This window comes from Blautia sp. AF19-1 (assembly GCF_003479155.1).
Classification (GTDB): Bacteria; Bacillota; Clostridia; order Lachnospirales; family Lachnospiraceae; genus Fusicatenibacter; species Fusicatenibacter saccharivorans.
In genome coordinates, this window is sequence record NZ_QUGQ01000019.1 from 3808 (window position 1) to 28678 (window position 24871).

Here is a 24871-nt window from a genome sequence, read left to right on the forward strand (position 1 = left end):
GAGTATTCGAATGAAATGGCAGCTTATGATCTCATGGTGATAGATGATTTCGGCTTAATGGATCTGGACATCGAGAAATGCCGCGATTTATTTGAAATCATCGAGTCCAGAGACTGCCGCAAGGCAACTATTATTATCTCACAGATTCCAGTATCCGGATGGTATCAGCTTTTTGGGGATTCCACCTACGCAGATGCCTGCTTAAGTCGAATGACATCTAAGGCATATCGCCTTGAATTTCCTGGCAGGGATCGCAGAATAACCAATAGTAATTAATCAACCTGCTGAGCTTTGCTCAGTTTGAAGCGGAATATGCAAATGGGAAAGCGAAAATTGGCATCTGTGCAGTATGTACATCACATAACTCCAATTGAAGGAGCAGACAGAATAGAGTGTGTGCATGTCCTGGGATGGAAGTGTGTTGCGAATAAGGGACAGTTTCGGGTTGGAGATTGCTGTGTATATATGGAAGCAGATTCGTTTCTTCCGATTTGTGAGCAGTTTGAATTTCTGCGAAGCAGCAGCTATGAGAAGAACGAACTTCTGGGAGAAGGTTTTCGGCTGAGAACTATGAAATTTAGAGGCCAGATTTCTCAGGGCCTGGTTCAGCCTTTATCTATATTGCCGGAAGGAACGTATAAGATTAGTGATGAGGTTACAGAGCTGCTTGGAATCAGAAAGTGGGAAGTAGAGGAAAGAGTCACCAGCAGTGGTACGATTATAGGGGAGTTTCCAGACGGAATTCCAAAAACAGATGAGCTGAGAGTACAGTCTTATCCAGAATTGATCGACGAATTTAAAAAGATAAATGGATATTACATCAGTACAAAGATGGACGGAACCAGTGTTACGATGTATCGGAAAGACGATCATTTTGGTGTATGCGGAAGAAATTTTGAATATGCAGATGACGGAAAATGTGCGATGTGGAAATATGCACATGAAAATGGGATACCCGATAGAATAAAGGAGAATAATCTGTCAGATCTCGCAATTCAGGGTGAATTCTGCGGTGCTGGTATTCAAAAGAACAGATTAAAGCTGAAAAAACCGGAATGGTATGTATTTACCATGATAGATCTGAAACCACACAGAAGACTGTCTCTTGCGAAGATGAAAGAACTGTGCGGAATTCTGAACCTAAAAATGGTTCCGGTGGAAGAAGAAAGAGATTTGTTTGAGTATGATAGTATCGAAGAACTTTTAGAAAGAGCAAAGGGAAAGTATACATCTGGTATGAATAAAGAAGGAATTGTAATACGCCCATTGGAACCAGTGTATTCCAGAATTGTGGAAGGACCGTTATCTATGAAAGTATTAAACAATGATTATTTGCTAAAGGAATAAAAGAACTGTTTGAAGAAACTTGAGCATGTATATTTGTCAATAGAGGAAAACCGGGATGGTATTCTGCTTCATCTGCAGGATACCATCCCGGTTTTGCGTAAAAGAGAACGCGGCAGTTATACTGCGGGACGAATGACTGGGCAGATGAGGTATGATAGAATTTTACATGGTGAAAGAGATGAGAACGGCCAGGTATCTCATCGAGTGGGAGAGATTAATTATGCGCCTGCCATCCCGGTACAAGGAACTCGTTACTGTCTGCCTTTATCAGAAACTGAAGGATGAGATTGCGGATCTGGATGAGAAGATCATGGACAATCTTTTCTTCTTCCGAATCAGTGCATCGGACTGCAACGAGCATGATACGCTCTTCTACCTGAAGAGCCTGGATCTCGACCGCAGAATGGGTTATGAGCTGGGTACGATCTATGAGTGTACCCATGAGAATTAGAAAGGAAAGGGGTATTATTTTATGGAGCAGAAGAAATTTATGGATATCAAGCGAATCGTGCAGGAAAATGAGATGCACAAAAACAAGAACACCTGGGCTTTCGAGCCCGGGGATCACATTGTGATTCAGATTAAAATCGATGGAAGCAATGCCAGCGTACGGTATGACCCGGAAACAGGAAAGCTTGCGGCGTTCTCCAGAAAGCAGCAGATCGTGAGGACAAAGGATGTCGACGCGACATCAAAATTTCTCGACTATGTGGATACACTGGACGCGGAGAAGTTTCAGAAGTATCCCGATTATGTATTTTTTGGGGAATGGATGACGCGTCATCGTGTACCGTATCCGGAGAAATATCTGAATATCTGGATCATGTACGATGTCTACGATCTGAAAGCGGACGGTTATCTGCCGCAGAAGCAGGTAAAGGCGCTGGCGGCTGAGGTAGGAGTTCCGTATATACATGTGCTGTATGACGGACCTTTCGTGGACTGGGATCACTGTCGGAGTTTCATGCGGATTACGAAGTATACGGATGGGGACTGCGAGGAAGGCATTATCGTCAAGAATATGTCGAAACTGAATAATCCGGACTCGAGAGCGCCGTTTGTGCTGAAGATTGTGAATGAAAAATTTTCAGAGATGAAAGCACAGAAAGCACCGATCACATCGGAGCAGGAAGCGGCGAAAAAGATGGCGTTTGCAACTGTTGAGCGGATGGTGACGCGGGAGCGCGTGGAAAAAGAGCTGTATAAAATGCGCGATGAAGGTATTCTGCCAGAGGAGTTTGGAACGGCAGAATGGAAGCTGATTGCCCCGGTGATCGCAAAAAGAATCTATGCGGACTGCGTGAAGGAAGAGGCGGAGGCCGTGGAAGCCTGCGGAAAACTCTTCGGTAAAATGTGCGGTGGGCAGACGATGAATCTTGCAAAGAGTATTCTGAAGAAGATGGATGAAGCACGCGGGAAATAAGGAATTTTTTCTGGCGGAGATCTGATAAAAGAAAAAGCTCAGGGGAACCAGAGTTATGAAAGTAAGGTTAACTCTGGACCTGAGCTTTTTGGGGGGTTGTAGCTTAGGGTAGTAGTTGCTTTGCGTAGGCAGAAGCCACTCAGTTTCCTTTTAGTTACATCTATGATATTACACTTTCCAGAGAAAAAATGCAAGCCCAGGATGAGAAAAAGGATTCAACTGTCGGGGGACAGTTACGGTTCACTGCTGAATGAACAGTAACGAGGATACATTTTTTAGAAATAATTTGGAGAATAACGAGGAGAATTTTAGATGGATGCTTATAATAATGTTGGGATTGATTCCATAGAAACAGCAAAAAATCTGAAAAAACTTAGAATTGAGAATAACCTGAAGTTAAAACAGGTGAGAGACGCGATTGGACTTTCGGCAGAGCAGACGGTATGCAGTTGGGAGAGCAAAACACATCCGAAACTTCCAAGCATTGATAATGCGTTGAATCTGGCACGGCTTTATGGAGTCAGACTTGACCAGTTGTACAAGACACGTCCGGTGAAAACAGGCAGCCCGGAAAAAGTGGATCAGGAAATCCGGGACAGAATAACGATTTCCATGCGGATGGGTGAGTTTGAGGAGTTCTTTGACGATATGCGGATGGAACGGGAAAGCATCTGCGGGCCATTCGTCGCAGCGGAAGCACAGCGTGAGGACGGAACCTGGGAACCGGAGACGATTCCGCTGCCGGATGAGCTGACTTATTTTTCATATGATCTGTTCAAACTGAAACTTTGTAAAAAGAAAGGAAGCAGCAAGGCTCAGTTTTACCCTGGCACAGGATGCTTTGTCATAACACCGGAAGGGCTGGAAGACGAAAAACTTGTACTGCACAACATGATCCATCTCCACGAGTGGGTGCTGAACCAGGTGCCGGGCCATTACAAAGAAATGGTTACCAAAAGTCTCTATCAGGAACTGCGAAAGAGCATCAGCAATCTGGATGAACGTATAGAGGAAAATCTGTCCTTCTTCCGGGAAAGCCAGACGGACTGCGATGAACATGATACGCTCTTTTTACTGAAGAGCCTCGACCTTGACAGAAAAAGAGGGTATGAACTCGGGACGATTTACGGAAGTAAGTGACATTTTTAAAAATTTAACCCGAAAAAATATGTGTCCAGAAAAGAAAACAAAAGTTAGGGAGAACAAAAACACATATAATCTAAAATGATAAAAAAGTACCTGAAACAGTATATAAAAAGGGGTAAAAGGAAAAAAGAAGGGGGGCTAACCTGAACGAAAATTTTTTCTGTCCTGACCTTTTATGATTTTAACCCGGAGTGTAAAATATGGGTATAAGAAAAGAAATTAGGGAGGGCAAAGATATGAAAGAATCGGAACAGATCTATGCAAACTTGAACATGAAGAAAACGGGCGAAAATATCCGTAGCCGGCGTGAAAGATTGGGGATGAACCGACCGGACATTCAGAAGAAGATGGGGCTCGCCGGGGTTCAGAGTGTCTGGAACTGGGAGAAAGGAAAAAAGATGCCGAACATTGAAAATCTGTTTGCACTTGCCGAGATCTTACATACGACGGTAGATGATCTGTGTGTGCGGGAGATCGTGGAAGTTTGACATGGATGAGAAGAAGGCTGTCTGCTGAGAAAGCAGGCAGCCTTTTTCCTGAATTGGGCATGTTCGTACCATAATCGACGCTATTGTAGGAATAAAAGAAAAAATTTGAAAAATTTTAAAAATTACCGTTGACAAATTAAAAGAACAGTGCTAAAATCTATAAATGTCAGCGGGACATAAGCGCTGATGAAAAACAGGATATGGGATCTTAGCTCAGCTGGGAGAGCATCTGCCTTACAAGCAGAGGGTCATAGGTTCGAGCCCTATAGGTCCCATATTTATCAAAAATTACATATGGCGAGATAGCTCAGTTGGCTAGAGCACGCGGTTCATACCCGCGGTGTCGAGGGTTCGAATCCCCCTCTCGCTATGGTTGGAGGCTCCTGTGTGAACAGGAGTCTTTTTTTCGTTTTCCTGGCGGATGATTTCTTTTTCTGGTTGGGTATAGTATAATGAGCAGAGAACATAGGAAAAACAGAGTTTTTGCTGCAGAAAGGGGATAGTTTTTGTGAAGTTGTTTCATTTATCGGATCTTCACATTGGAAAACGCGTGCATGAGTTTTCCATGATCGAGGACCAGAAATATATGTTGACACAGATCCTGCAGGCGGTTATGCGGGAAAAACCGGATGGAGTTCTGATTTCCGGAGATGTATATGACCGGACGATTCCAACGGCGGAGGCAGTGCAGGTGTTGGATGCCTTTTTAACCAGCCTTTCGGAGCAGGAAGTTCCGGTTTTTATCATCAGCGGCAATCATGACTCGGCGGAGCGGCTGGCATTTGGGTCGAATCTGATGGGGAAGAGCGGAATCTATTTGTCGAAGGTATATGATGGAAGAATAGAAAAGTTCGCGTTACAGGATGCATATGGAACGGTGTGGATTCATCTTCTTCCGTTTCTGCGCCCGTCAACCGTACGCCATGCCCTGCCGGAACGCGCGGAGGAGATTCAGTCCACGGCAGATGGCGTGAGGGCGGCACTGGAGCAGACCCAAATAGATCCAGGAGAGCGGAATATCCTTTTAGCGCATCAGTTTGTGACAGGCGCGCTGCGGTGCGAGGCAGAGGAACTGCAGGTAGGTGATGTGGATCAGATTCCGGTGGAGCTTTTTGATGCGTTTGATTACGTGGCGCTCGGCCATATCCATAGTCCGCAGAAGGTTGGCCGCGAGACCGTGCGCTACTGTGGTTCACCACTCAAATATTCGTTTTCCGAGGCTGGACAGGAGAAGTCGATTACCATTGTAGAGCTGAAAGAAAAAGGAACCGTCGAACTTCGCACGATTCCATTGAAACCGCTCCACGATCTTCGAAAAATCCGTGGAACGTATCTGGAAGTGACAGCAAAAACGTTCTATGAAAACAGCGACCGTACGGATTATCTGATGGTAACCCTGACGGATGAGGAGGATGTTCCGGACGGCATGGCGAAGCTTCGGACGATTTATCCCAATTTGATGCGTTTGGAATATGACAATAAAAGAACGCGTTCCAATGCGGAGGTAACGGCGGCGGAACGTATCGAGGAAAAATCGGAACTGGAGCTGTTTCAGGAATTTTATGAACTGCAGAATAACCAGAGCATGACGGAACAGCAGAAAGCATTTGTGAAAGCATTGCTTAGGGGGATAAAAAGATGAAGCCAAAGAAATTGATTATCAGTGCATTCGGACCATATGCGGACCGGACAGAACTGGATTTTACAAAACTGGGCAGCGGCGGCCTGTATCTGATTACAGGTGATACCGGTGCAGGAAAAACAACAATTTTTGATGCGATTACCTTTGCGCTCTACGGCGAGGCAAGCGGTGAAATCCGGACGGGGGAGATGTTCCGCAGCAAGTATGCCGCGCCGGAAGTGCGCACTTTTGTGGAGCTTACCTTTGCGCATCAGGGAAAAGATTATATGGTAAAGCGGAATCCGGAGTATGATCGGCCGAAGGAGCGCGGTCAGGGAATGACGAGAGAAAGAGCAAATGCAGAACTGATTTTTCCGGATGGGAGACAGCCGGTGACGAAAAGTACGGAAGTGACAAAAGCTGTAACGGAACTTCTCGGACTGGATCAGAAGCAGTTTCGACAGATTGCCATGATCGCGCAGGGGGATTTCCAGAAACTTCTCCTGGCAGAAACGGCAGATCGAAGTGAAATTTTCCGGAAAATGTTTCATACGGAAATTTATCAGGAGCTGCAGAATCGTCTGCGGGATGCCGCGAAAGAGCGAAGCAATACGTATAGTGAAAAGCGGAGGAGTATTCTCCAGTATCTCGACAATATCGTCTGCCCGGAGGATGCGGTGTTCAAAGAGGAATTTGCGCAGTTGAAAAAGGCAAATTTCGACGGTCAGGTGATGCGGGGGATGGAACTGCTGGCACGTTGCATCGAGATGGATCAGAAAAGACTTTCGGATCTTGAGCAGGAGCGGAAAGCGGTGGAAACAGAGATGGAGCAGAAAACCCAGCTGCTCGGCAAGGTAAAAGAGAGCCAGAAGCGGCGGGAGGAAAAAGCACAGAAGGAAAAGAAACTGGCGGGACTGGTTCCAGAGGAAGCGGAAAAACAGCAGAAAAGCGAACGGGCAGAACGGGAGGCTTCCATCTGCAAAGAACTGGAGGAGCAGATCCGCGCAGAACAGGAAAGCCTGGAACTGCTGAAGAAGATGAAGCAGGAACAGGCAGAGCTTTTGGAAAAGCAGAAAGAACTGCAGACGGCAGCGGAAGAGAAGGACAGACTGAAAGCAGAGCAGGAACAGGCGAAAGCGCAGCTGCTTGAGAAAAGAAAACGGGAAGAAGATCTTTCCGGCGTGGATGCGGTTTTGGCGAGGGTACAGCAGAATGAAACGCGGGCGCAGGAGCAGATTATGGCAATCCGGGGATGCCGCGAAAAAGTTCAGGAGTCCGAGAAGAAGACGGGGCTTCTGGCAGCAGAACTGGAAGGCCTGACACAGCAGGACACCGAGCTGGCATCCCGGATGGAAGCAACGACGGTATTTCTGAAAGAAAGACAGGATGCTGCATTTGCGGAGGAAGAATATCGCCGGGCGCGGACCGAATTTTCGCAGCTACTGCGAAAATGGACGGCAGCGCAGAAGGAATGGAAAGAAAAGCAGGAAGCGTATCGAAAAAGTCTGGAAATCAGAAATGATGTGCGGGAAACGTGTCAGGAACTGGAACAGCTGTTTCTGGATGCGCAGGCGGGAATCCTGGCAGAAAATCTGACAGAGGGAATCCCATGTCCGGTCTGCGGATCCGTGCATCATCCAGTGCTGGCGAGAAAGGCGGAACATGTGCCGGATAAAGAAACACTGGATCAGCAAAAAGAAAAACTGCAGAAGCAGAACGAAGTGACTGCGGCATTAAGCGAAGCGGCAGGAAACTGTAAAAGACAGGCTGAAACGGCAAGGGAAGAGCTGACGCAGCGGATTGCCCGGGGAACCGCTGCTCCGGCAGAAACAGCAGATCAGGAATGCAAAAAAGAGCAGGAACGTCTGACACAGCTTTCGGAAGAGCAGTTTGCACAGGCTGCGGATGAAACAGAAAAGCAGCTTGCGGCAGAAGAAAAGCGTCAGAAAACACGACGGGAAGAATATGCGGCATATGAGAAACGTCAGCAACAGGAACAGAAGCAGCGGGAAAAACTGAAACAGGTGATGGCAGAAAAACAGGCAGAGCTTGGACGGCTGGGCGGAGAAAAGCAGACACTTCTGGATCAGCTGAAACAGAAAATGGAAGACGCACAAAAAGCGATCTGTGAGGAAGTGGACATGGAAGAACAGCCAGCTGCTGTGGCAGCAGCTTACTGTGAAAAGCGTCTGGAAGAGAAAAAGAACAGAATCATTCTCTATAAGGAACGAATGCTGGAAAGACAGAGCGAATGGAAAGCTCTGAAACAGATGATTCCAGCAGAAACTGAGCGGGCAGAGCAGCGGGAAAAAGCAATCCATGCGAAGGAACTGCTGGAGGCGAAAGGAAAAGAGGCGGAAAAAGCGCTGCTGGAAAAGATCGGAGAAAAAAAAGAAAAGCTGGAAGGAAAAGACGAAACACAGCTCCGAACAAATATTTCCGTATGGAGTGCAAAAAAAGAGCAGCTGGAACAGGCGCAGAAGAAAGCAAAAGAAGCATATGAAACAGTGAAAGAACGGCTTACCGAAGTGCGCGCGGCACTAGAGACGATCCGCTCTCTGGAAGAAAATGAGGAGACAGATCGGACACTTCCTTCCGAAACAGAGCTGCAGGAAAAAATAGCGGAGCTGACAGAACAGAAACAGCAGCTGGAACAGAAATACAACGAACAGTATCATGCGGCAAATACAAACCGTAAGACGTACGAAAATGTACAGAATCAGCAGAACCAGATGCAGGCATTGGAGGAAGAATACAAATGGGTGCGGGCGCTTTCGGATACGGCGTGCGGCGGCATGAGTCAGAAATTGAAAATCGAACTGGAAACGTACGTTCAAATGACGTATTTCGACCAGATTCTGCGAAAAGCCAACCTGCGTTTCATGACGATGAGTGATGGTCAGTATGAATTGAAGCGTCAGGAAGCCTCTGGAAAAAATCTGAAGGTCAAAACTGGTCTGGATCTGAATGTCATTGATCATTATAATGGAACGGAGCGCAGCGTGCGTACCCTCTCCGGCGGCGAATCATTTCAGGCCTCCCTCTCTCTGGCCCTTGGCCTTTCCGATGAGATTCAGTCGCACGCAGGCGGAATCCAGCTCGATGCGATGTTTGTGGACGAAGGGTTTGGCTCTCTTGACGAGGAATCCCTGAATCAGGCTGTGAAAGCACTGGAGGGACTGGCCGGTGGAAACTGTATGGTTGGAATTATCTCCCATGTGCCGGAACTGAAAGAGCGAATTGAGAGAAAGATTGTCGTAATGAAAAGCAGAAGCGGCGACCGCGTAGGAAGCATGGCGGTTATTGAATAAGTGAAAATCCAGGAAATGAGTTTTTAAATTTCTTGTCAGAAGGCGGATGCAATGGTATAATAAGGTTCGTTGAGCCCGAAAGAACGGGCGCAGCACAGTATTTTACCTGACATCGGCCTTTTGTGCCGATTTGCAATAGAATGGAGGAAACCAATGAAAACTTCAGATTTTTACTATGATCTGCCAAAAGAACTGATTGCGCAGGATCCGCTCGAAGATCGCAGCGCCTCCCGCCTGATGCATCTGAATAAAGAAACCGGTGAATATGAGCATGGCCATTTCCGTGATATTCTGAAATACTTAAAACCGGGCGACTGCCTTGTGATCAACGATACCAAAGTAATTCCGGCGCGTCTCTACGGTTCGAAAGTCGGCACCGATGCAGCAATCGAAATCCTTCTGTTAAAAAGAAGAGAAAATGATATCTGGGAGACCCTCGTAAAACCGGGCAAAAAATGTAAGGTCGGCACGGTGATCTCCTTCGGCGACGGCATTCTGACCGGAGAGGTTGTAGATATTGTCGATGAGGGAAACCGTCTGATCCAGTTCCATTACGACGGCATTTTCGAGGAGATCCTCGACCAGCTTGGCGAGATGCCGCTGCCGCCGTATATCACACACAAACTGCAGGACAAGAACCGCTACCAGACGGTATACGCGAAACACGAGGGAAGCGCAGCCGCTCCGACCGCAGGACTGCACTTTACAAAAGAGCTTCTGCAGCAGGTACAGGATGCCGGTGTAAAGATCGCCCATGTAACCCTGCATGTCGGCCTTGGCACCTTCCGTCCGGTGAAAGTGGAGGATGTCACCCAGCATCACATGCACTCTGAGTTCTATGTGGTAGAAGAAGATCAGGCAAAACTGATCAACGATACGAAAGCAGCAGGCGGCCGTGTGATCGCAGTCGGAACAACGAGCTGCCGTACTCTGGAGTCGGCAACCGGCGAGGACGGCATTTTAAAAGCCGGAAGCGGCTGGACCGAGATCTTTATCTATCCGGGTTACTGCTTCAAGATGATCGACGGACTGATCACCAATTTCCATCTGCCGGAGTCCACACTGGTGATGCTGGTATCGGCACTGGCTGGAAAAGAGCATATTATGGCAGCTTATGAAGAGGCTGTAAGAGAAAAATACCGCTTTTTCTCCTTCGGCGATGCCATGATGATTGAATAAAAAATTCGTTTATGACAAAAATACGATGCTGAAAGAAAACGACCATATAGGAACACCCGTGAAGCCCTATATGGTCGTTTTTTTCTCTGCGAATCTTCTAAATCTTTCTTTTTCCCTGCCGAAAAACAGAAGATTTTATTAAGGTTTCTGAAAACGAGCGGAACTGGGTTGTGTCAGGGAATGTTTTTGCGTATACTGATACGTGTTTGAGACAAGGGAGGACGGATTTTGAAGAGAGACGAGAGAAGAAAGTTTCCATACTATGGTATCCTGCCGCTAATTCTGACGCTGACAGCGAATTTTATCGCTTATTTTGGAACGCGGCCGTTTACCAGTTCGTGGAAACATTACAATATAGAAACGGTGCTGGACCAGCAGATCCCGGTGATCCCGTGGACGATCGTGATTTATTTTGGCTGTTATCTGGTCTGGATTGTAAATTATCTGATTGCCGCAAGCAGAGAGAAAGAATTTGTCTGGCGGTTCTTTGCAGCAGATGTTCTGGCGCGGCTTGTCTGTATGGCATTTTATCTGCTGCTGCCGACAACGAACGTAAGGCCGTCGATCCCGGAACAGGGATTCTGGAATCAGATGCTTGCCTTGCTCTACCAGATGGATGCGGCGGACAATTTGTTCCCATCGATTCACTGCCTGAACAGCTGGTTCTGCTATATCGCAGTCCGCAGCAGACGGGAGATTCCGCGCTGGTATCAGCGGTTCTCTTTCTGGGCGGCACTTGCCGTGTTTGTCTCTACGCTGACAACAAAGCAGCATGTGATTGCAGATGTGATTGGCGGAGCGCTTCTGGCAGAAGTGACGTGGCAGATCGCGGGACGCACGCATCTTGGTACATGGTATGGCATGATATTGGAACGAAGGAGGTGGAAACGCCGTGCAGAGTAAGAAAAAAATGATCGTGAATACCGTTTTTCTCGTTGTGATTTTTGCGTTGACGATATACGGTGTTTTCCACGGCGAAGACCTTGGCGCAATGATGGAAGCAATGCGGCGGGCAGATGTGCGGTGGCTGTTGCCGGGACTGTTCTGTGTCGTGTTTTTTATCTGGGGAGAATCGATCATCATCTGGTACATGATGCATTCCTTCCAGATTCCGGTGAAGAAGCGGACATGTTTTCTGTTTTCTTCCGTCGGATTCTTTTTCAGCTGTATCACACCGTCCGCAAGCGGCGGCCAGCCGATGCAGCTTTACTATATGAAAAAGGAGAAAATATCTCTTCCGGTATCAACGGTGATTCTGATGATCGTCACGATCACCTACAAAGCGGTGCTGGTCGTGGTGGGACTTGGGCTTGTTCTGTTCGGACAGGGCTTCCTGCACCGGTATCTGACGGAAATCCTTCCGGTTTTCTATCTGGGAATCGGTCTGAATGTCTTCTGTGTCACAGCCATGCTTATTCTGGTTTTTCATCCGGCGCTTGCGCGGACAATTCTGGTTTTGGGACTGAAAATCGTGGAAAAACTGCATTTGATGAAACGAAAAGAAAGCCGCCTGAAAAAACTGGAAGCTTCCATGGAAGTCTACCAGAATACGGCAGCGTATCTTGGCACCCACAAAATGGTGCTGGTCAATGTCCTTGCGATTACCTTTGCACAGAGGTTTGCTTTATTTGCAGCAACATGGTTTGTATACCACGCCTTCCATTTATCAGGCATTTCCTTTATCACCATTGTGCTGCTGCAGGCGGTCATTTCCGTATCGGTTGACATGCTGCCGCTTCCGGGAGGAATGGGAATCAGCGAGACACTGTTCCTGAAAATTTTCCCGCCGGTCTTTGGAAGCACGCTGCTTCTTCCGGCAATGGTGCTTTCCAGAGGGCTCGGCTACTACGGGGAACTGCTGGTGAGTGCAGTCTTTACCATCGTCGCACAGCTTACGATCGGGAATACGAAAAGAGAAAAAAGAGGGGGAACTACATATGATAGGGTTCTATGATTATACCGTAATATTAACATATATCAGCTTTGCATCGTCCATCAGCGGCATTTTTCTTGCAACGCGGGGGCACTTTAACTGGGCGATTTTTTGTCTTGCTTTTTCCGGACTGTGCGATATGTTCGATGGAAAAATTGCGCGGACGAAGAAAAACAGGACCGAAGATGAAAAGCGGTTCGGCATTCAGATCGATTCGCTCTGCGATGTGGTTTGTTTCGGCGTCTTTCCGATCGTGCTCTGCTATGAGCTTGGCATGACACATTTTTACAGCATTCCGATTCTTATTTTCTACGGTCTTGCGGGCGTGATCCGTCTGGGATATTTTAACGTGATGGAAGAGAAGCGTCAGAATGAAACTTCGGAGAACCGGAAATATTACCAGGGACTGCCGATTACCTCGATGTCAGTAGCTTTGCCGCTGCTGTTCGTCTTTGCACCGCTCTGCCGCGGATACTTTCTGATCTGGCTGCATCTGCTGGTGCTGGCGGTCGGCGTTTTGTTTATCACGGATTTCCGCTTCCGCAAGCCGACGAATAAAGAGCTTGCTGTGCTGGTAGCGGTCGTTGGAGTGGCTGTGCTCCGCGGACTTCTGATCTGGAAGGGAGGAAGAACGATTTGAGACTCTGCGCTTATCCTTACCGAAAACAGGGGAAAAATCATCCAAAGCTTGATCTGATCCGCGAGGAAAATGATCTGCAGGACCGTTTTCTGCACATGATGTACAGCCATGCCGCCGGAAGAGCCGCGATGCAGCCGCTGGTTCAGTCATTTGTATCTCGTGCGGCAGGCTGCTTTCTGGACAGCCGCTTATCGGTGCCGCTGGTTGCACCGTTTGTAAAGAAAAATCATATTTCACTGAAGGAATGTACCGCAAAGCAGTTTATCTCGTTCAATGATTTCTTTGTGCGGAAGCTGAAAATGGATGCACGTCCGTTTTCCAATGCGCCGCAGGATTTTATCAGCCCGTGTGATGCGCGGCTTACGGTTTATCCGATTCATGAGAACGGGAAGTTTGAGATCAAGAACACAGAATATACGCTGGAACAGCTTCTGCGCGACCGGAAGCTGGCAAAACGGTATGAGGGCGGAACGTTATTTCTGTTTCGGCTTTCCGTGGACGATTATCACCGGTATCTCTTTGTGGATGACGGCGTCTGTTCGACGGAACGGCGGATTGAGGGTGTGCTCCACACGGTCAATCCGGCGGCGAATGATTTTTGCCCGATCTATAAAGAAAATACGAGAACCTACACGCTGCTGCAGTCCGCAAATTTCGGCACACTGCTGCAGATGGAGGTCGGCGCGATGATGGTCGGAAAGATTGTCAATGAAAATGCCGGAGCGGCGAGACGTGTACAGCGCGGCGAAGAGAAAGGCTATTTTGCCTTCGGTGGTTCGACAGTGATCGTTCTGGCACAGAAGGGAAGCGCAGTGCCGGAAAAACGGATCTGGAATTATTCGCGGCTTGGAATCGAAACGCGGGTACGGCAGGGAGAAACGGTTGGGACGGCCGGAAGAACAGGGTAAAAGCAAAAAAATGGATTGTGAGGAAATGATCTTCACAATCCATTTTTTGTTTAAACGTTTTTTATGCCTGCAGCCGTGCCAGATCCTGGTAGAATGTCGGATACGAGATATCCACACAGCCGGCGCGCAGGATTTCCGTCGGTGTCTCTGCGGCAAGCGAAGCGATTGCAAACGACATCGCAATGCGGTGGTCGAGGCGGCTGTCGATTTGGGCGCCGTGGAACGGTTTTCCGCCCTCAATGATCATGCCGTCGTCCGTGCCTTCCAGGGAAACACCCATCGCGGTGAGTTCGTTTACCATGATATCAAGACGGTTCGATTCTTTGACTTTCAGCTCCTCCGCATTCCGGATCACGGTTGTACCGTTCGCTGTGGCGGCAAGAACCGCGATGATCGGGATTTCATCGATCAGGGTCGGGATCAGTTCGCCCTCGATGACGGTGCCGGAAAGAGACGGCGTATAGCGCACGAGAAGGTCTGCAACCGGTTCTCCGCCGGAGTTCTGCTCATTCAGAAGTGTGATGTCAGCACCCATGGCGCGGCAGACGCGGAGCATACCGTCGCGGGTCGGGTTGATGCCGACATTTTTCAGGAGCACCTCAGAGCCTGGAACCATCAGCGCGGCGGCGATGAAGTAGGCGGCGGAGGAAATATCTCCCGGCACACGGACGAGATTTCCATGGAGATCCGGGTCCGGCAGAACCGATGCGGTCAGCCCTTCGGAGGCAACGTCGGCGCCGAAGAATTTCAGCATCAGCTCCGTATGGTTTCTGGAAAGAGCCGGTTCGGTAACGCTTGTTTTTCCGTCAGCATACAGTCCGGCAAGCAGGACACACGATTTGACCTGTGCGGATGCGACCGGCGAAAGATAGGAGATGGCGTGGAGCGGATGGCCGTTGATCGCAAGCGGCGCGCAGCCGTTTTCCGGAATACTGCGGATGGAAGCGCCCATCTGGGTCAGCGGATTGATGATGCGTCCCATCGGCCGTTTCTGAATGGAAGCGTCACCGGTCAGTGTACTGGAAAAGTTCTGGCCGGCAAGAATGCCGGAGATCAGGCGTGCCGTTGTTCCGCTGTTTCCGCAGTCGAGAACGGCGGACGGAGCCGAAAGCCCGTGCAGGCCTTTTCCATGAACGAGAATGCGCTCCGGCGTGTTCTCGATCTCAATGCCCATACTGCGGAAGCAGGAGATGGTGGAGAGACAGTCGGCACCCTGTAAAAAGTTTGTGACTTCTGTGGTTCCCTCTGAAATGGCACCGAACATGACGGCGCGGTGGGAAATGGATTTATCGCCCGGCACGGAGATTTCTCCGCGCAGAGGACGTACTGCTTTCTGGAACTGCATAACGTAACTTCCTCCTGTCAAGATATACGCGCTTTTAATTGCGGATATGAATGGTATAGCCATGGTCTTTTAAGACCTTCCGGGCAAGAATGCCTGCCTGCTCTTCATAAAATTCAATGCGGAGAGCACCCTCTTCGAACTCGCGGTTATGCGTAATGCCGATATTTTTAATATTGATCTGGTTGATGGCAAGAATTGTTGTAACGGCTGCGATTCCGCCGGCTTCATCGAGCAGGTCGCAGTAAACGACGTATTCTTTCTTTGTCGGTCCATAGGAAGAATCTTCCATGGAATTCCGGTATTCGCGGGAACTTTCAAACATATTGTAGAGCTCGTGGCCTTTTTTGTTGTCAACCAGGTATTTTGCCTGGACGAGAAGGCGGATATAGGAATCCAGCACATTCGAGAGCTGCTTCTGGTTTGAGAGACAGATCTGCTGCCATACCTCCGGGGAGGAGGAAGCGATGCGGGTGATGTCCTTGAAGCCGCCTGCAGCAACGGTTTTCATCTGCTCTTCCGGTGTGTCCAGGGATGCGAGTGCATTGACCAGGGTAGCGGCAACGATATGCGGCAGATGACTGACACCTGCGGTGATGTAGTCGTGCTCTTCGTATGTTAAAACCATCGGGATCGCCTTTAAGGACTGGACAAGATCAACGAAAGCGGAAACTGTCGCGATCTCAACATCTGGTCCGGGTGTAATCATATAGTAAGCATTTTCCAGCAGGTAATCGGTGGCGCTGGAATATCCCGTCTTTTCGGAGCCTGCCATCGGATGGCCGCCGATAAACTGGTGCGTCATGCCGAGGGTCTCAACCGCCTGATGGATTTCTCCTTTTACACTTCCGACGTCTGTGATGATACAGCCCGGTTTTGCGATGCCTTTCACGAACGGAAGATAGGAGATGTTGGTGCTGACAGGAGCACATAAGAAGATATAGTCACAGTCGGCAAAGCGGTCGTCCCGTTCTTCCAGCGCGATATCAATCACGCCTTCCTGAATTGCCTCTTCGATCGTCGCTTTGGTGCGGCAGTAGGCCATCAGTTTATACTCCGGGTGAACCTTTCTGAGGGTTTTTGCAATGGAGCCGCCGATGAGGCCAAGGCCGATAAAGCCGATACAGATTTTTTCGGATGTATCACACATAATTCAAGTAGTCCTTTCTGACAATTTTCGTAGGTAAATCGTATAAAAGACATTGTAAAGCATCTGAAATCAAATGTCAAAGATTTCTTGCTTTAAAGTGACAAAGCATTTTTGAAAGGCAGCAATTTTGCTTGTTTTGCAAAATCCGGCAGATTCCACAGAAAAGCCAGACAGAAAAGCGGAAGAAAGGCAGAATAACCAGCTAAAATACATATAAAATTTAAAAATTCAGAAATATATTGTGAAATATGAATAATATACTTGCAAAAAAGCAAAAACTTTAGTAGAATAGTGACTATGATAAGAGGAACGGAAGACGTGAATCTTGATAAAAAGCAGAAAGGCGAATAAGAGCGGCCTTGCAATCTGCAAATTTACTTACATGGGAGGTATTACATATGGACGTTTTTAGAACTGACCGAATCAGAAATGTGGTGCTGCTGGGGCACAGCGGCTCCGGAAAGACAAGTCTGACCGAAGCTATGGCTTATCTTTCCGGTATGACAAACCGTCTCGGAAAAGTGACAGACGGAAATACCGTCAGCGATTTTGACAAAGAAGAAATCAAGCGCAAATGCTCTATTTCCACAACGCTTGTCCCGGTCGTATGGGGAAAAAATAAGATCAATGTTCTGGATACTCCTGGAATGTTTGATTTCGTAGGAGAAGCACAGGAAGCCGCTTCCGCAGCAGATGCCGCTGTAATCGTGGTATCCGGAAAGGCCGGCGTGCAGGTCGGAACCCAGAAAGCATGGGAACTCTGCGAGAAATACAATCTTCCGCGTATGATCTTCGTAACGGAAATGGATCAGGACGATGTCAGCTACCGAGAAGTCGTTGAGCAGCTCACCGAACTGTACGGAAAACGAATCGCACCGCTTCATATGCCTCTGCGTGAAAACGGTAAATTTGTAGGATATATCAATATTGTAAAGAACAAAGGCCGCAGATATATCGAAAAAGATAAAAAAGAAGAATGCCCGATTCCGGATTACTCCGTAGAATATCTGGAGAAGTACCGTGAAACCCTGATGGAATCCGTGGCAGAAACAAGTGAAGAGTTTATGGACCGCTACTTTGGCGGAGAAGAGTTCTCGGTAGCAGAGATTTCCGCAGCGCTTGCCATGAACGTAGGAGACGGCACCATCGTTCCGGTATGCATGGGCTCCCCGGTCAATCTGCAGGGCGTATCGAACCTTCTTGATGATATCTGCGGATACTTCCCGGATCCGTCCACCCGTCCGTGTGCCGGCATAAATCTCAATACGAACGAAATTTTCGAGGCAAATTACGACTTTGCGAAACCGAAGAGCGCGACCATTTTCAAGACGATCGTGGATCCGTTCCTTGGAAAATATTCAATGATTAAGGTTTGCTCCGGCGTTATTAAAAGCGATGATGTGCTCTATAATGTAGATCAGGAATCCGAAGAAAAACTGAGCAAGCTGTACGTTCTCGAAGGCTCCAAGCCGATCGAAGTACCGGAGCTTCATGCAGGAGATATCGGTGCCATCGCAAAACTCGGCGATGCAAGAACCGGCGATTCCCTTGCGACAAAGAACAATCAGGTCCGCTACGGAAAACCGGATGTTTCGACTCCGTACACCGCAAAACGATATAAACCGAAGAACAAAGCCGATGTAGATAAGATCTCCCAGGCATTTGCCAAGATGATGCAGGAAGACCTGACTATGAAGGCAGTCAATGATTCTGCAAACCATCAGACATTGCTGTACGGCATGGGCGACCAGCACATCGATATTATCGTCAGCAAGCTGCTGGAGCGCTACAAAGTAGAAGTAGAGCTGTCCCGTCCGAAGGTAGCCTTCCGCGAGACGATCCGCAAAAATTCGGATGTAGAAGCAAAATACAAAAAACAGTCCGGCGGCCACGGCCAGTACGGTCATGTAAAAATGCGCTTCTCCGCTTCCGGAGATCTCGAGAAACCATACGTTTTCGAGCAGGAAGTTGTCGGCGGCGCCGTTCCGAAGAACTACTTCCCGGCTGTTGAAAAAGGTATCCAGGAAGCCGTACAGAAAGGCCCTCTGGCTGCTTATCCGGTAGTCGGCGTCAAAGCCGTTCTGTATGATGGTTCTTATCATCCGGTAGACTCCTCCGAGATGGCATTCAAGACCGCAGCGATCCAGGCGTTCAAGAAAGGCTTTATGGAAGCATCCCCGGTTCTCCTTGAGCCGATCGTTTCGATGAAGATCACTGTAGACGATAAATACACCGGCGATATCATGGGCGATCTCAACAAACGCCGCGGCCGTGTGCTCGGCATGAACCCGGATCACAAGGGCCATACGATTATCGAGGCTGATGTTCCGGAACTTGAGATCTACGGATACGGCACAACACTCCGCTCCATGACAGGCGGAAGCGGTGATTTCTCCTATGAGTTTGCGAGATATGAGCAGGCTCCGTCCGATATCCAGGCAAAAGAGATTGAGGCAAGAGCTTCGAAGGTTGAAAAAGCAGAAGAATAAAGCTTTATAAAATAGTGTGATAAAACAGAGAAAATCCGGTTTCGGGAGCAGAATTCGCCCGGAAACCGGATTTTTCTGCTGTTTTTGAAGAAAAACGGAGGATATAGGAAAAAATAAATTGTAAAAACAGGGAAAGAGTGATAGAATACAGCTATATGTTCAAATGTGCATGCTGTCCTATGCGGCAGTGTGAGAAAAAAGAACTTTGAACTTGAACATGCAGGAGGTTACCCATGAGTAAAAGATATGAGCCACAGAACATTGAGAAAAAGTGGCAGAAGATCTGGCAGGACGAGAAAGCCTTTGCCGCCACAGATGATTATACAAAACCAAAATACTATGCACTCGTTGAGTTCCCGTATCCGTCAGGACAGGGACTTCACGTAGGCCATCCGCGTCCGTACACCGCACTGGATATCGTAGCCAGAAAGCGCAGAATGCAGGGCTACAACGTACTGTATCCGATGGGATGGGATGCATTTGGTCTTCCGACTGAGAACTATGCGATCAAGAACCACATCCATCCGAAGATCGTTACCAAAAGCAACGTACATCACTTCAAAGATCAGCTTCAGTCCCTTGGATATTCCTTTGACTGGGACAGAGAGATCAACACCACCGATCCGGAGTACTATCACTGGACCCAGTGGATTTTCCTCAAACTCTTCAAAGCAGGTCTTGCTTACAAGAAAGAAATGCCGATCAACTGGTGTACTTCCTGTAAGGTAGGTCTTGCAAACGAGGAAGTTGTAAACGGCGTGTGCGAGCGCTGCGGAAGCCCGGTTGTCCGCAAAGTAAAGAGCGAGTGGATGCTGAAGATTACCGAGTATGCAGACAAGCTGATCGACGGTCTGGACGGCGTTGACTATATTGAGCGTGTCAAAACTTCCCAGAAAAACTGGATCGGACGTTCCCACGGAGCGGAGGTTGATTTCTCCCTGAAAGATAAACCGGAGAAGCTGACTATCTACACCACACGCCCGGATACCCTGTTCGGTGTTACGTACATGGTACTCTCCCCGGAGCATCCGTACATCGACCAGTACAAAGATGAGATCAAGAACTGGGATGAGGTCTGCGCATACCGTGAGATGGCAGCCAGAAAATCCGATTTCGAGCGTTCCGAGCTTGCAAAAGACAAGACCGGTGTCATGATCGACGGACTTTCCGCAGTCAACCCGGTTAATGGAAAAGAGATCCCGATCTGGATTTCCGACTATGTACTGATGAGCTACGGCACCGGCGCCATCATGGCAGTACCGGCACACGATGAGCGTGACTGGGAGTTCGCAAAGAAATTCAACATGCCGATCATCGAGGTTGTTGCAGGCGGCGACGTACAGAACGAAGTTTACACCGACGTTGCAGAGGGAACTCTTGTCAACTCCGGTTTCCTGAACGGACTTTCCGTTGCGGAAGCAAAAAAGAAAATTCTTGAGTGGCTCGAAGAGAACCACGTTGGAAAAGCAAAAACAAACTATAAGCTGCGTGACTGGGTATTCTCCCGTCAGCGTTACTGGGGTGAGCCAATTCCGATCGTACACTGCGACAAATGCGGTTACGTTCCGGTTCCGGAAGAATCCCTTCCGCTGGAGCTGCCGGATGTAGAGAGCTACATGCCGACCGATAACGGCGAGTCTCCGCTGGCTGCCATGACAGACTGGGTCAACACCACCTGCCCGTGCTGCGGAGGACCTGCAAAACGTGAGACCGATACCATGCCGCAGTGGGCTGGTTCTTCCTGGTATTACATCCGCTATACCGATCCGAAGAACAAAGAGGCTCTGGCAAGCAAAGAAGCTATGAAATACTGGCTGCCGGTTGACTGGTACAACGGAGGAATGGAGCACACCACCCTTCACCTTCTGTATTCCCGTTTCTGGCATAAATTCCTGTACGATCAGGGCGTAGTTACCTGCCCGGAACCGTATCAGAAACGTACTTCCCACGGAATGATCCTCGGCGAGAACGGCGAGAAGATGAGTAAATCCCGTGGAAACGTTGTCAACCCGGATGATATCGTAGCTGAGTTCGGTGCAGATACCCTGCGTACGTACGAGATGTTCATCGGTGCCTTCGACTTAAGTGCATCCTGGTCTCAGGAAGGCGTAAAAGGATGCCGTCGTTTCCTCGAGCGTGTATGGAAACTGCAGGACAGCTTGGTAGACGGAGATTCCTACTCCAAAGAGCTGGAGTCCAAAATGCACCAGACCATCAAGAAAGTATCCAGCGACTATGAGTCCCTGAAATACAACACAGCGATCGCAGCCATGATGACCCTGGTCAACGAGTTCTACAAAGCCGGAAAAGTAACGAGAAAAGAGTTCGAAACCCTTCTGATCCTGCTGAATCCGGTTGCACCGCATATGACCGAGGAACTGTGGGCAGACCTTGGATACGAAGGCCGTCTGTATCAGACCGCATGGCCGGAGTTTGACGAGGAGAAGACCGTAGAGGCAGTAGCCGAGATCGCTGTTCAGATCAACGGCAAAATGCGCGGAACGATCAAAATCGCCAAAGATGCAGATAAAGAGACCGCAATCGCCGCTGCAAAAGAGGCAGTTGCAGACAAACTGACCGGAAATATCGTAAAAGAAATTTACGTACCGGGAAGAATTGTGAATATCGTTCAGAAATAATAATTATGTAAGCTGAAGAAAGGAGGCTGATTCTTGGAAAAAGAGTCAGTCTCCTTTTGCATAAATATTGCTGTTTAGCAAGGAGGGATACAAAATGGATCTTGAAACAATCAGACAGGAAGTACGTGCCGTCGCAGAGGAGCTGATTACGACGGCGCAGATGAAACCGGGACAGATTCTGGTAGTGGGATGTTCTTCGAGTGAAATTCACAACAGTAAGCTCGGAACGGATTCCAGCCAGGAGATCGGGCAGGCGGTGTTTGAGGCGCTGTATGCGTGTACGAAGGAGCACGGGCTGTATCTGGCGGCGCAGTGCTGTGAGCATCTGAACCGCGCGGTTGTTCTGGAGCGTGCGGCGGCAGAAAAATACGGTTACGAGCCGGTCTGCGCGGTACCGTGGCTGCATGGCGGCGGATCGTTTGCGATGGCGGCATACTATGGATTGGAGGACGCTGTCACCGTAGAGCATGTGCAGGCGCATGCAGGTATTGATATCGGTGATGTGCTGATCGGCATGCAGCTGAAGGCAGTAGCCGTTCCGGTCCGGGTATCGCAGAAAACGATCGGAGATGCGCACGTTGTCTGCGCGCGGACAAGACCGAAATACATCGGCGGCGAGCGGACGCATTACGCGGAAGATCCGGAGATGAGAAAGTAAGAAACTGTGATTGGTAAATCAAAAAATGCCGTACAGGCGGAGGAAAAATTTCCAACGCTGTACGGCATTTCTGATGTTTGGTTTTACGTTTTATTTTGCTTTTCTCGCTTCCCGTTTTCGCAGGAAGAAAATTTTCTGCTTCCGGTAAAAAGAGGAAATGGAATCCACGAGGATGCTCAAATATCGCAGAACCGGCTCTGTTGCGACAGAGAATACGACCAGCAGCATGATACATTTTCTGGACATATCAGAAATGGCGAACAGCTGGTTCAGATAGGTACTGCAGAAAATGAAGGCAATAATCGAGCCGATCAGGATCGTCCAGCGCATCCAGTTGAGCGGCTTGCTGATCCGGTAGAGAATCATAAAACCGACAATGGCGAGCAGTACGGTGGCAGCGGTCGAAATATCTTCCGAGCCGACCGCAAATTCCTGGCCGAAGACGACGAGTGTTGCGACCATCAAAAAGTCGGTCAGCGCCGCAGGCAGGGCCCGTGTCAGAATGTTCGTGATAAAGTGGCCCTCGATCCGGTTTTTGTTCGGCATTAGCGAGAGCAGGAAGCCTGGAATACCGATCGTAAACATACTGATCAGCGAGATCTGGGACGGCTCCAGCGGATACGTCACCATCGAGATCAGTGAGAAGATGGACAGCAGGAACGAGAAAATGTTCTTTACCAGGAACAGCGTTCCCGAGCGCTGCAGGTTGTTGACAACGCGGCGGCCTTCCAGTACGACAGAAGGCATCTTCGAAAAGTCGTTGTCCAGCAGAACGAGCTGTGCAGCCTGTGCGGCAGCGTCACTTCCGGATGCCATCGCAACGGAGCAGTCGGCATCCTTTAATGCGAGCACATCGTTGACACCATCGCCGGTCATCGCAACGGTCTTGCCGTTTTTCTTTAAAGCCTGGACAAACTGGCGTTTTTGGTCTGGTGTGACACGGCCGAACACGGTGTATTTCAGGATTGCTTCTTCGAGCTCTTCTGGTGTCTTTAGAGTGGAAGCATCAATATAATCCTCTGCGTGCGCAATCCCTGCCTGGCGGGCAACCTCAGATACCGTTACCGGAGTATCACCGGAGATGACCTTGACATGGACACCCTGATCTTCGAAGTAGCGGAACGTTTCCGGTGCTTCTTTTCGGATCGGATTGGAGAGAAGCACGTAGCCAAGCGGCGTGACACGGCCGGAGAGTGCTTTTCCATCCGGTACAGTTTCGGATGTGCCGAAGACGAGGAGACGGAATCCCTTTGAGGTATACGCTTCAATTTCACTCTGATAGCGTGCAAAATCATCGCGGAGAACGAACTCCGGGGCACCGAGCACGTAGGAGACATCCGAAAATGTCACACTGGAATACTTGAATTCCGAGGAGAACGAAGTCATCGAAACGGCAGTTTTGCCGTTGTTGTCTTTAAAATATTCTTTCAGTGCCGCCATAGTAATGTTGTCGTTTGACATGGCAGATGCGAAATCACCGACCGCGAGGGAAAGCTCTTCTTTCTGCGGTGCGGGAGCATTTTCGCCGGATTCTGTATCAGGGACTGAACTGGAGCCGACCAGAATCAGATCATGTACTTTCATAGTTGTCTCGGTGATGGTTCCCGTCTTATCGACACAGAGCACGTTGACGCGAGCCAGCGTCTCGATACATTTCATATCATGCACGAGAACCTTCTGCGAAGCCAGCCGCATAACGCTGACGGCAAGGGCAACGCTTGCAAGCAGGTAAAGACCTTCTGGGATCATGCCGAGCACGGCGGCCACCATCGAGGTAATGCTCTCACGGAACGTTTCGTGGGAGACGAAAAACTGCTGGCCGAAGAGCAGAAGACCGATCGGAATGATCAGAATGCCGACAACCTTTACCAGCTTGTTGAGGGAGCGGATCATCTCGGACTGTTCGCCCTCTTTCATGGCCTTTGCCTCGAGGGTCAGACGGGAAATGTAGGAATCTTCACCGACCTGGGTCAGACGGCTCTTGCAGCTTCCGGAGACGATAAAACTTCCGGACATCAGCTCGTCGCCCGGGCGCTTGGTAATCTCATCGGATTCACCGGTAAGCAGCGATTCGTTGACCTGTACCTCACCTTCAAGCACGACGGCATCAGCGCAGATCTGTTTTCCTGCGGTAAATACAACAATATCATCGAGTACGAGATCCTCCGCGGCGAGTGTTATCTCAGCCCCGTCACGGATTGCAGTAGCCTTCGGCGCGTTTAAAACAGACAGCTTTTCCAGCGTCTTTTTCGCCTTGATCTCCTGTACAATACCGATCAGCGTGTTCGCGATGATGACCGGCAGAAACGTAAGATCCCGGAACGAACCGGCAAGGATCAGAAAGATGGCAATAATCAGAAAAATCAGGTTGAAATACGTACAGACATTGCTCTTTACGATCTCGGCCGTTGTCTTGGACGGAGGCTCCACCGCGCGGTTGGTCCAGCCGTTCTCGCGGTACTCGGCAACCTGCTCGGCGGAAAGGCCTTCGGAAGGGTCTGCCTCATAACGCGTCGTTGGAACACGGCGGTGAATGATTTCGGGAATTGTTTTGTTCATAACAGTTATATTCCTCTCCGGCTGTTCTGATAAAGAAG

At 49.0% G+C, this 24871-nt stretch carries 19 protein-coding genes and 2 tRNA genes; 18 read left to right on the forward strand and 3 right to left on the reverse strand.

What is annotated here, in order from left to right; translation table 11 throughout:
- The 15 genes from DWX26_RS17265 to DWX26_RS12585 all read left to right on the forward strand — a co-directional run.
- A partial coding sequence (locus tag DWX26_RS17265; RefSeq protein ID WP_173816487.1) for an ATP-binding protein occupies positions 1-276 on the forward strand: 276 nt, incomplete at its 5' end.
- A 42-nt stretch (positions 277-318) separates the two neighbouring features.
- The gene (locus tag DWX26_RS12520) at positions 319-1347 is read left to right on the forward strand and encodes an RNA ligase family protein (RefSeq protein ID WP_118601544.1); all 1029 of its coding nucleotides are present in this window, start codon (positions 319-321) and stop codon (positions 1345-1347) included.
- A 151-nt stretch (positions 1348-1498) separates the two neighbouring features.
- Positions 1499-1798: a hypothetical protein gene (locus DWX26_RS12525; protein WP_119188929.1), complete on the forward strand. Its 300-nt coding sequence runs from the start codon at positions 1499-1501 to the stop codon at positions 1796-1798.
- Positions 1799-1819: 21 nt separating this feature from the next.
- Positions 1820-2770, forward strand: coding sequence for an RNA ligase family protein (locus DWX26_RS12530; RefSeq protein WP_118594506.1), 951 nt, complete (start codon positions 1820-1822; stop codon positions 2768-2770).
- A gap of 312 nt (positions 2771-3082) precedes the next feature.
- Positions 3083-3910, forward strand: a complete 828-nt coding sequence (locus tag DWX26_RS12535) for a helix-turn-helix transcriptional regulator (protein WP_118601545.1) — start codon at positions 3083-3085, stop codon at positions 3908-3910.
- A 242-nt stretch (positions 3911-4152) separates the two neighbouring features.
- Entirely contained in the window at positions 4153-4404 is a 252-nt protein-coding gene (locus DWX26_RS12540; RefSeq protein ID WP_158578725.1) for a helix-turn-helix domain-containing protein, read from the forward strand.
- Positions 4405-4606: 202 nt separating this feature from the next.
- A tRNA-Val gene (locus tag DWX26_RS12545) sits at positions 4607-4679 on the forward strand.
- A gap of 21 nt (positions 4680-4700) precedes the next feature.
- Positions 4701-4774 (forward strand) — tRNA-Met (locus tag DWX26_RS12550).
- Between the two features lie 138 nt (positions 4775-4912).
- The gene (locus tag DWX26_RS12555; protein ID WP_118594503.1) at positions 4913-6046 is read left to right on the forward strand and encodes an exonuclease SbcCD subunit D; all 1134 of its coding nucleotides are present in this window, start codon (positions 4913-4915) and stop codon (positions 6044-6046) included.
- Entirely contained in the window at positions 6043-9336 is a 3294-nt protein-coding gene (locus DWX26_RS12560) for an AAA family ATPase (protein ID WP_118601546.1), read from the forward strand. The genes DWX26_RS12555 and DWX26_RS12560 overlap by 4 nt, the downstream gene beginning before the upstream one ends.
- Positions 9337-9489: 153 nt before the next feature.
- The gene (queA, locus tag DWX26_RS12565) at positions 9490-10515 is read left to right on the forward strand and encodes a tRNA preQ1(34) S-adenosylmethionine ribosyltransferase-isomerase QueA (RefSeq protein ID WP_055217725.1); all 1026 of its coding nucleotides are present in this window, start codon (positions 9490-9492) and stop codon (positions 10513-10515) included.
- A gap of 228 nt (positions 10516-10743) precedes the next feature.
- The gene (locus tag DWX26_RS12570; RefSeq protein ID WP_055217726.1) at positions 10744-11418 is read left to right on the forward strand and encodes a phosphatase PAP2 family protein; all 675 of its coding nucleotides are present in this window, start codon (positions 10744-10746) and stop codon (positions 11416-11418) included.
- Complete coding sequence (locus tag DWX26_RS12575; protein WP_118601547.1) at positions 11408-12469, forward strand: lysylphosphatidylglycerol synthase transmembrane domain-containing protein; 1062 nt, start codon at positions 11408-11410, stop codon at positions 12467-12469. Before DWX26_RS12570 ends, DWX26_RS12575 begins: the two co-directional genes overlap by 11 nt.
- Positions 12453-13088: a CDP-alcohol phosphatidyltransferase family protein gene (locus DWX26_RS12580; RefSeq protein ID WP_022461413.1), complete on the forward strand. Its 636-nt coding sequence runs from the start codon at positions 12453-12455 to the stop codon at positions 13086-13088. The genes DWX26_RS12575 and DWX26_RS12580 overlap by 17 nt, the downstream gene beginning before the upstream one ends.
- Positions 13085-13996 (forward strand): phosphatidylserine decarboxylase, encoded by a 912-nt coding sequence (locus DWX26_RS12585; protein WP_243001889.1) that lies wholly within the window; start codon positions 13085-13087, stop codon positions 13994-13996. Before DWX26_RS12580 ends, DWX26_RS12585 begins: the two co-directional genes overlap by 4 nt.
- Positions 13997-14057: 61 nt before the next feature.
- On the opposite strand, the gene aroA is transcribed toward DWX26_RS12585, so the two are convergent.
- Positions 14058-15341 (reverse strand): 3-phosphoshikimate 1-carboxyvinyltransferase, encoded by a 1284-nt coding sequence (gene aroA, locus DWX26_RS12590; protein WP_118601548.1) that lies wholly within the window; start codon positions 15339-15341, stop codon positions 14058-14060.
- A 34-nt stretch (positions 15342-15375) separates the two neighbouring features.
- Positions 15376-16488, reverse strand: coding sequence for a prephenate dehydrogenase (locus DWX26_RS12595; RefSeq protein ID WP_055217730.1), 1113 nt, complete (start codon positions 16486-16488; stop codon positions 15376-15378).
- Between the two features lie 398 nt (positions 16489-16886).
- Here DWX26_RS12595 and DWX26_RS12600 point away from each other — a divergent pair, with 398 nt between their 5' ends.
- From DWX26_RS12600 to DWX26_RS12610, 3 genes are all read left to right on the forward strand, one after another.
- Positions 16887-18977 carry an elongation factor G gene (locus DWX26_RS12600; RefSeq protein ID WP_022461417.1) on the forward strand — a complete coding sequence of 697 codons (2091 nt, stop codon included), beginning with the start codon at positions 16887-16889 and terminating at the stop codon, positions 18975-18977.
- A 233-nt stretch (positions 18978-19210) separates the two neighbouring features.
- Positions 19211-21616, forward strand: coding sequence for a leucine--tRNA ligase (leuS, locus tag DWX26_RS12605; protein WP_055265982.1), 2406 nt, complete (start codon positions 19211-19213; stop codon positions 21614-21616).
- A gap of 94 nt (positions 21617-21710) precedes the next feature.
- The gene (locus DWX26_RS12610; RefSeq protein ID WP_118601549.1) at positions 21711-22274 is read left to right on the forward strand and encodes a TIGR01440 family protein; all 564 of its coding nucleotides are present in this window, start codon (positions 21711-21713) and stop codon (positions 22272-22274) included.
- A 90-nt stretch (positions 22275-22364) separates the two neighbouring features.
- Here the strand turns inward: DWX26_RS12610 and DWX26_RS12615 are convergent, their stop codons facing one another.
- On the reverse strand, positions 22365-24833 hold the full coding sequence (locus tag DWX26_RS12615; protein ID WP_118601550.1) for a cation-translocating P-type ATPase: 2469 nt from the start codon (positions 24831-24833) through the stop codon (positions 22365-22367).
- Positions 24834-24871: the final 38 nt, after the last annotated feature.

Excerpts from the sequence above, each read along its gene's own strand:
- DWX26_RS12520 (WP_118601544.1), top strand. The coding sequence starts at position 319 with ATGGGAAAGCGAAAATTGGCATCTGTGCAGTATGTACATCACATAACT.
- DWX26_RS12525 (WP_119188929.1), top strand. The coding sequence starts at position 1,499 with ATGATAGAATTTTACATGGTGAAAGAGATGAGAACGGCCAGGTATCTC.
- DWX26_RS12530 (WP_118594506.1), top strand. The coding sequence starts at position 1,820 with ATGGAGCAGAAGAAATTTATGGATATCAAGCGAATCGTGCAGGAAAAT.
- DWX26_RS12535 (WP_118601545.1), top strand. The coding sequence starts at position 3,083 with ATGGATGCTTATAATAATGTTGGGATTGATTCCATAGAAACAGCAAAA.
- DWX26_RS12540 (WP_158578725.1), top strand. The coding sequence starts at position 4,153 with ATGAAAGAATCGGAACAGATCTATGCAAACTTGAACATGAAGAAAACG.
- DWX26_RS12560 (WP_118601546.1), top strand. The coding sequence starts at position 6,043 with ATGAAGCCAAAGAAATTGATTATCAGTGCATTCGGACCATATGCGGAC.
- queA (WP_055217725.1), top strand. The coding sequence starts at position 9,490 with ATGAAAACTTCAGATTTTTACTATGATCTGCCAAAAGAACTGATTGCG.
- DWX26_RS12580 (WP_022461413.1), top strand. The coding sequence starts at position 12,453 with ATGATAGGGTTCTATGATTATACCGTAATATTAACATATATCAGCTTT.
- aroA (WP_118601548.1), bottom strand. The coding sequence starts at position 15,341 with ATGCAGTTCCAGAAAGCAGTACGTCCTCTGCGCGGAGAAATCTCCGTG.
- DWX26_RS12595 (WP_055217730.1), bottom strand. The coding sequence starts at position 16,488 with ATGTGTGATACATCCGAAAAAATCTGTATCGGCTTTATCGGCCTTGGC.
- DWX26_RS12600 (WP_022461417.1), top strand. The coding sequence starts at position 16,887 with ATGGACGTTTTTAGAACTGACCGAATCAGAAATGTGGTGCTGCTGGGG.
- leuS (WP_055265982.1), top strand. The coding sequence starts at position 19,211 with ATGAGTAAAAGATATGAGCCACAGAACATTGAGAAAAAGTGGCAGAAG.
- DWX26_RS12610 (WP_118601549.1), top strand. The coding sequence starts at position 21,711 with ATGGATCTTGAAACAATCAGACAGGAAGTACGTGCCGTCGCAGAGGAG.
- DWX26_RS12615 (WP_118601550.1), bottom strand. The coding sequence starts at position 24,833 with ATGAACAAAACAATTCCCGAAATCATTCACCGCCGTGTTCCAACGACG.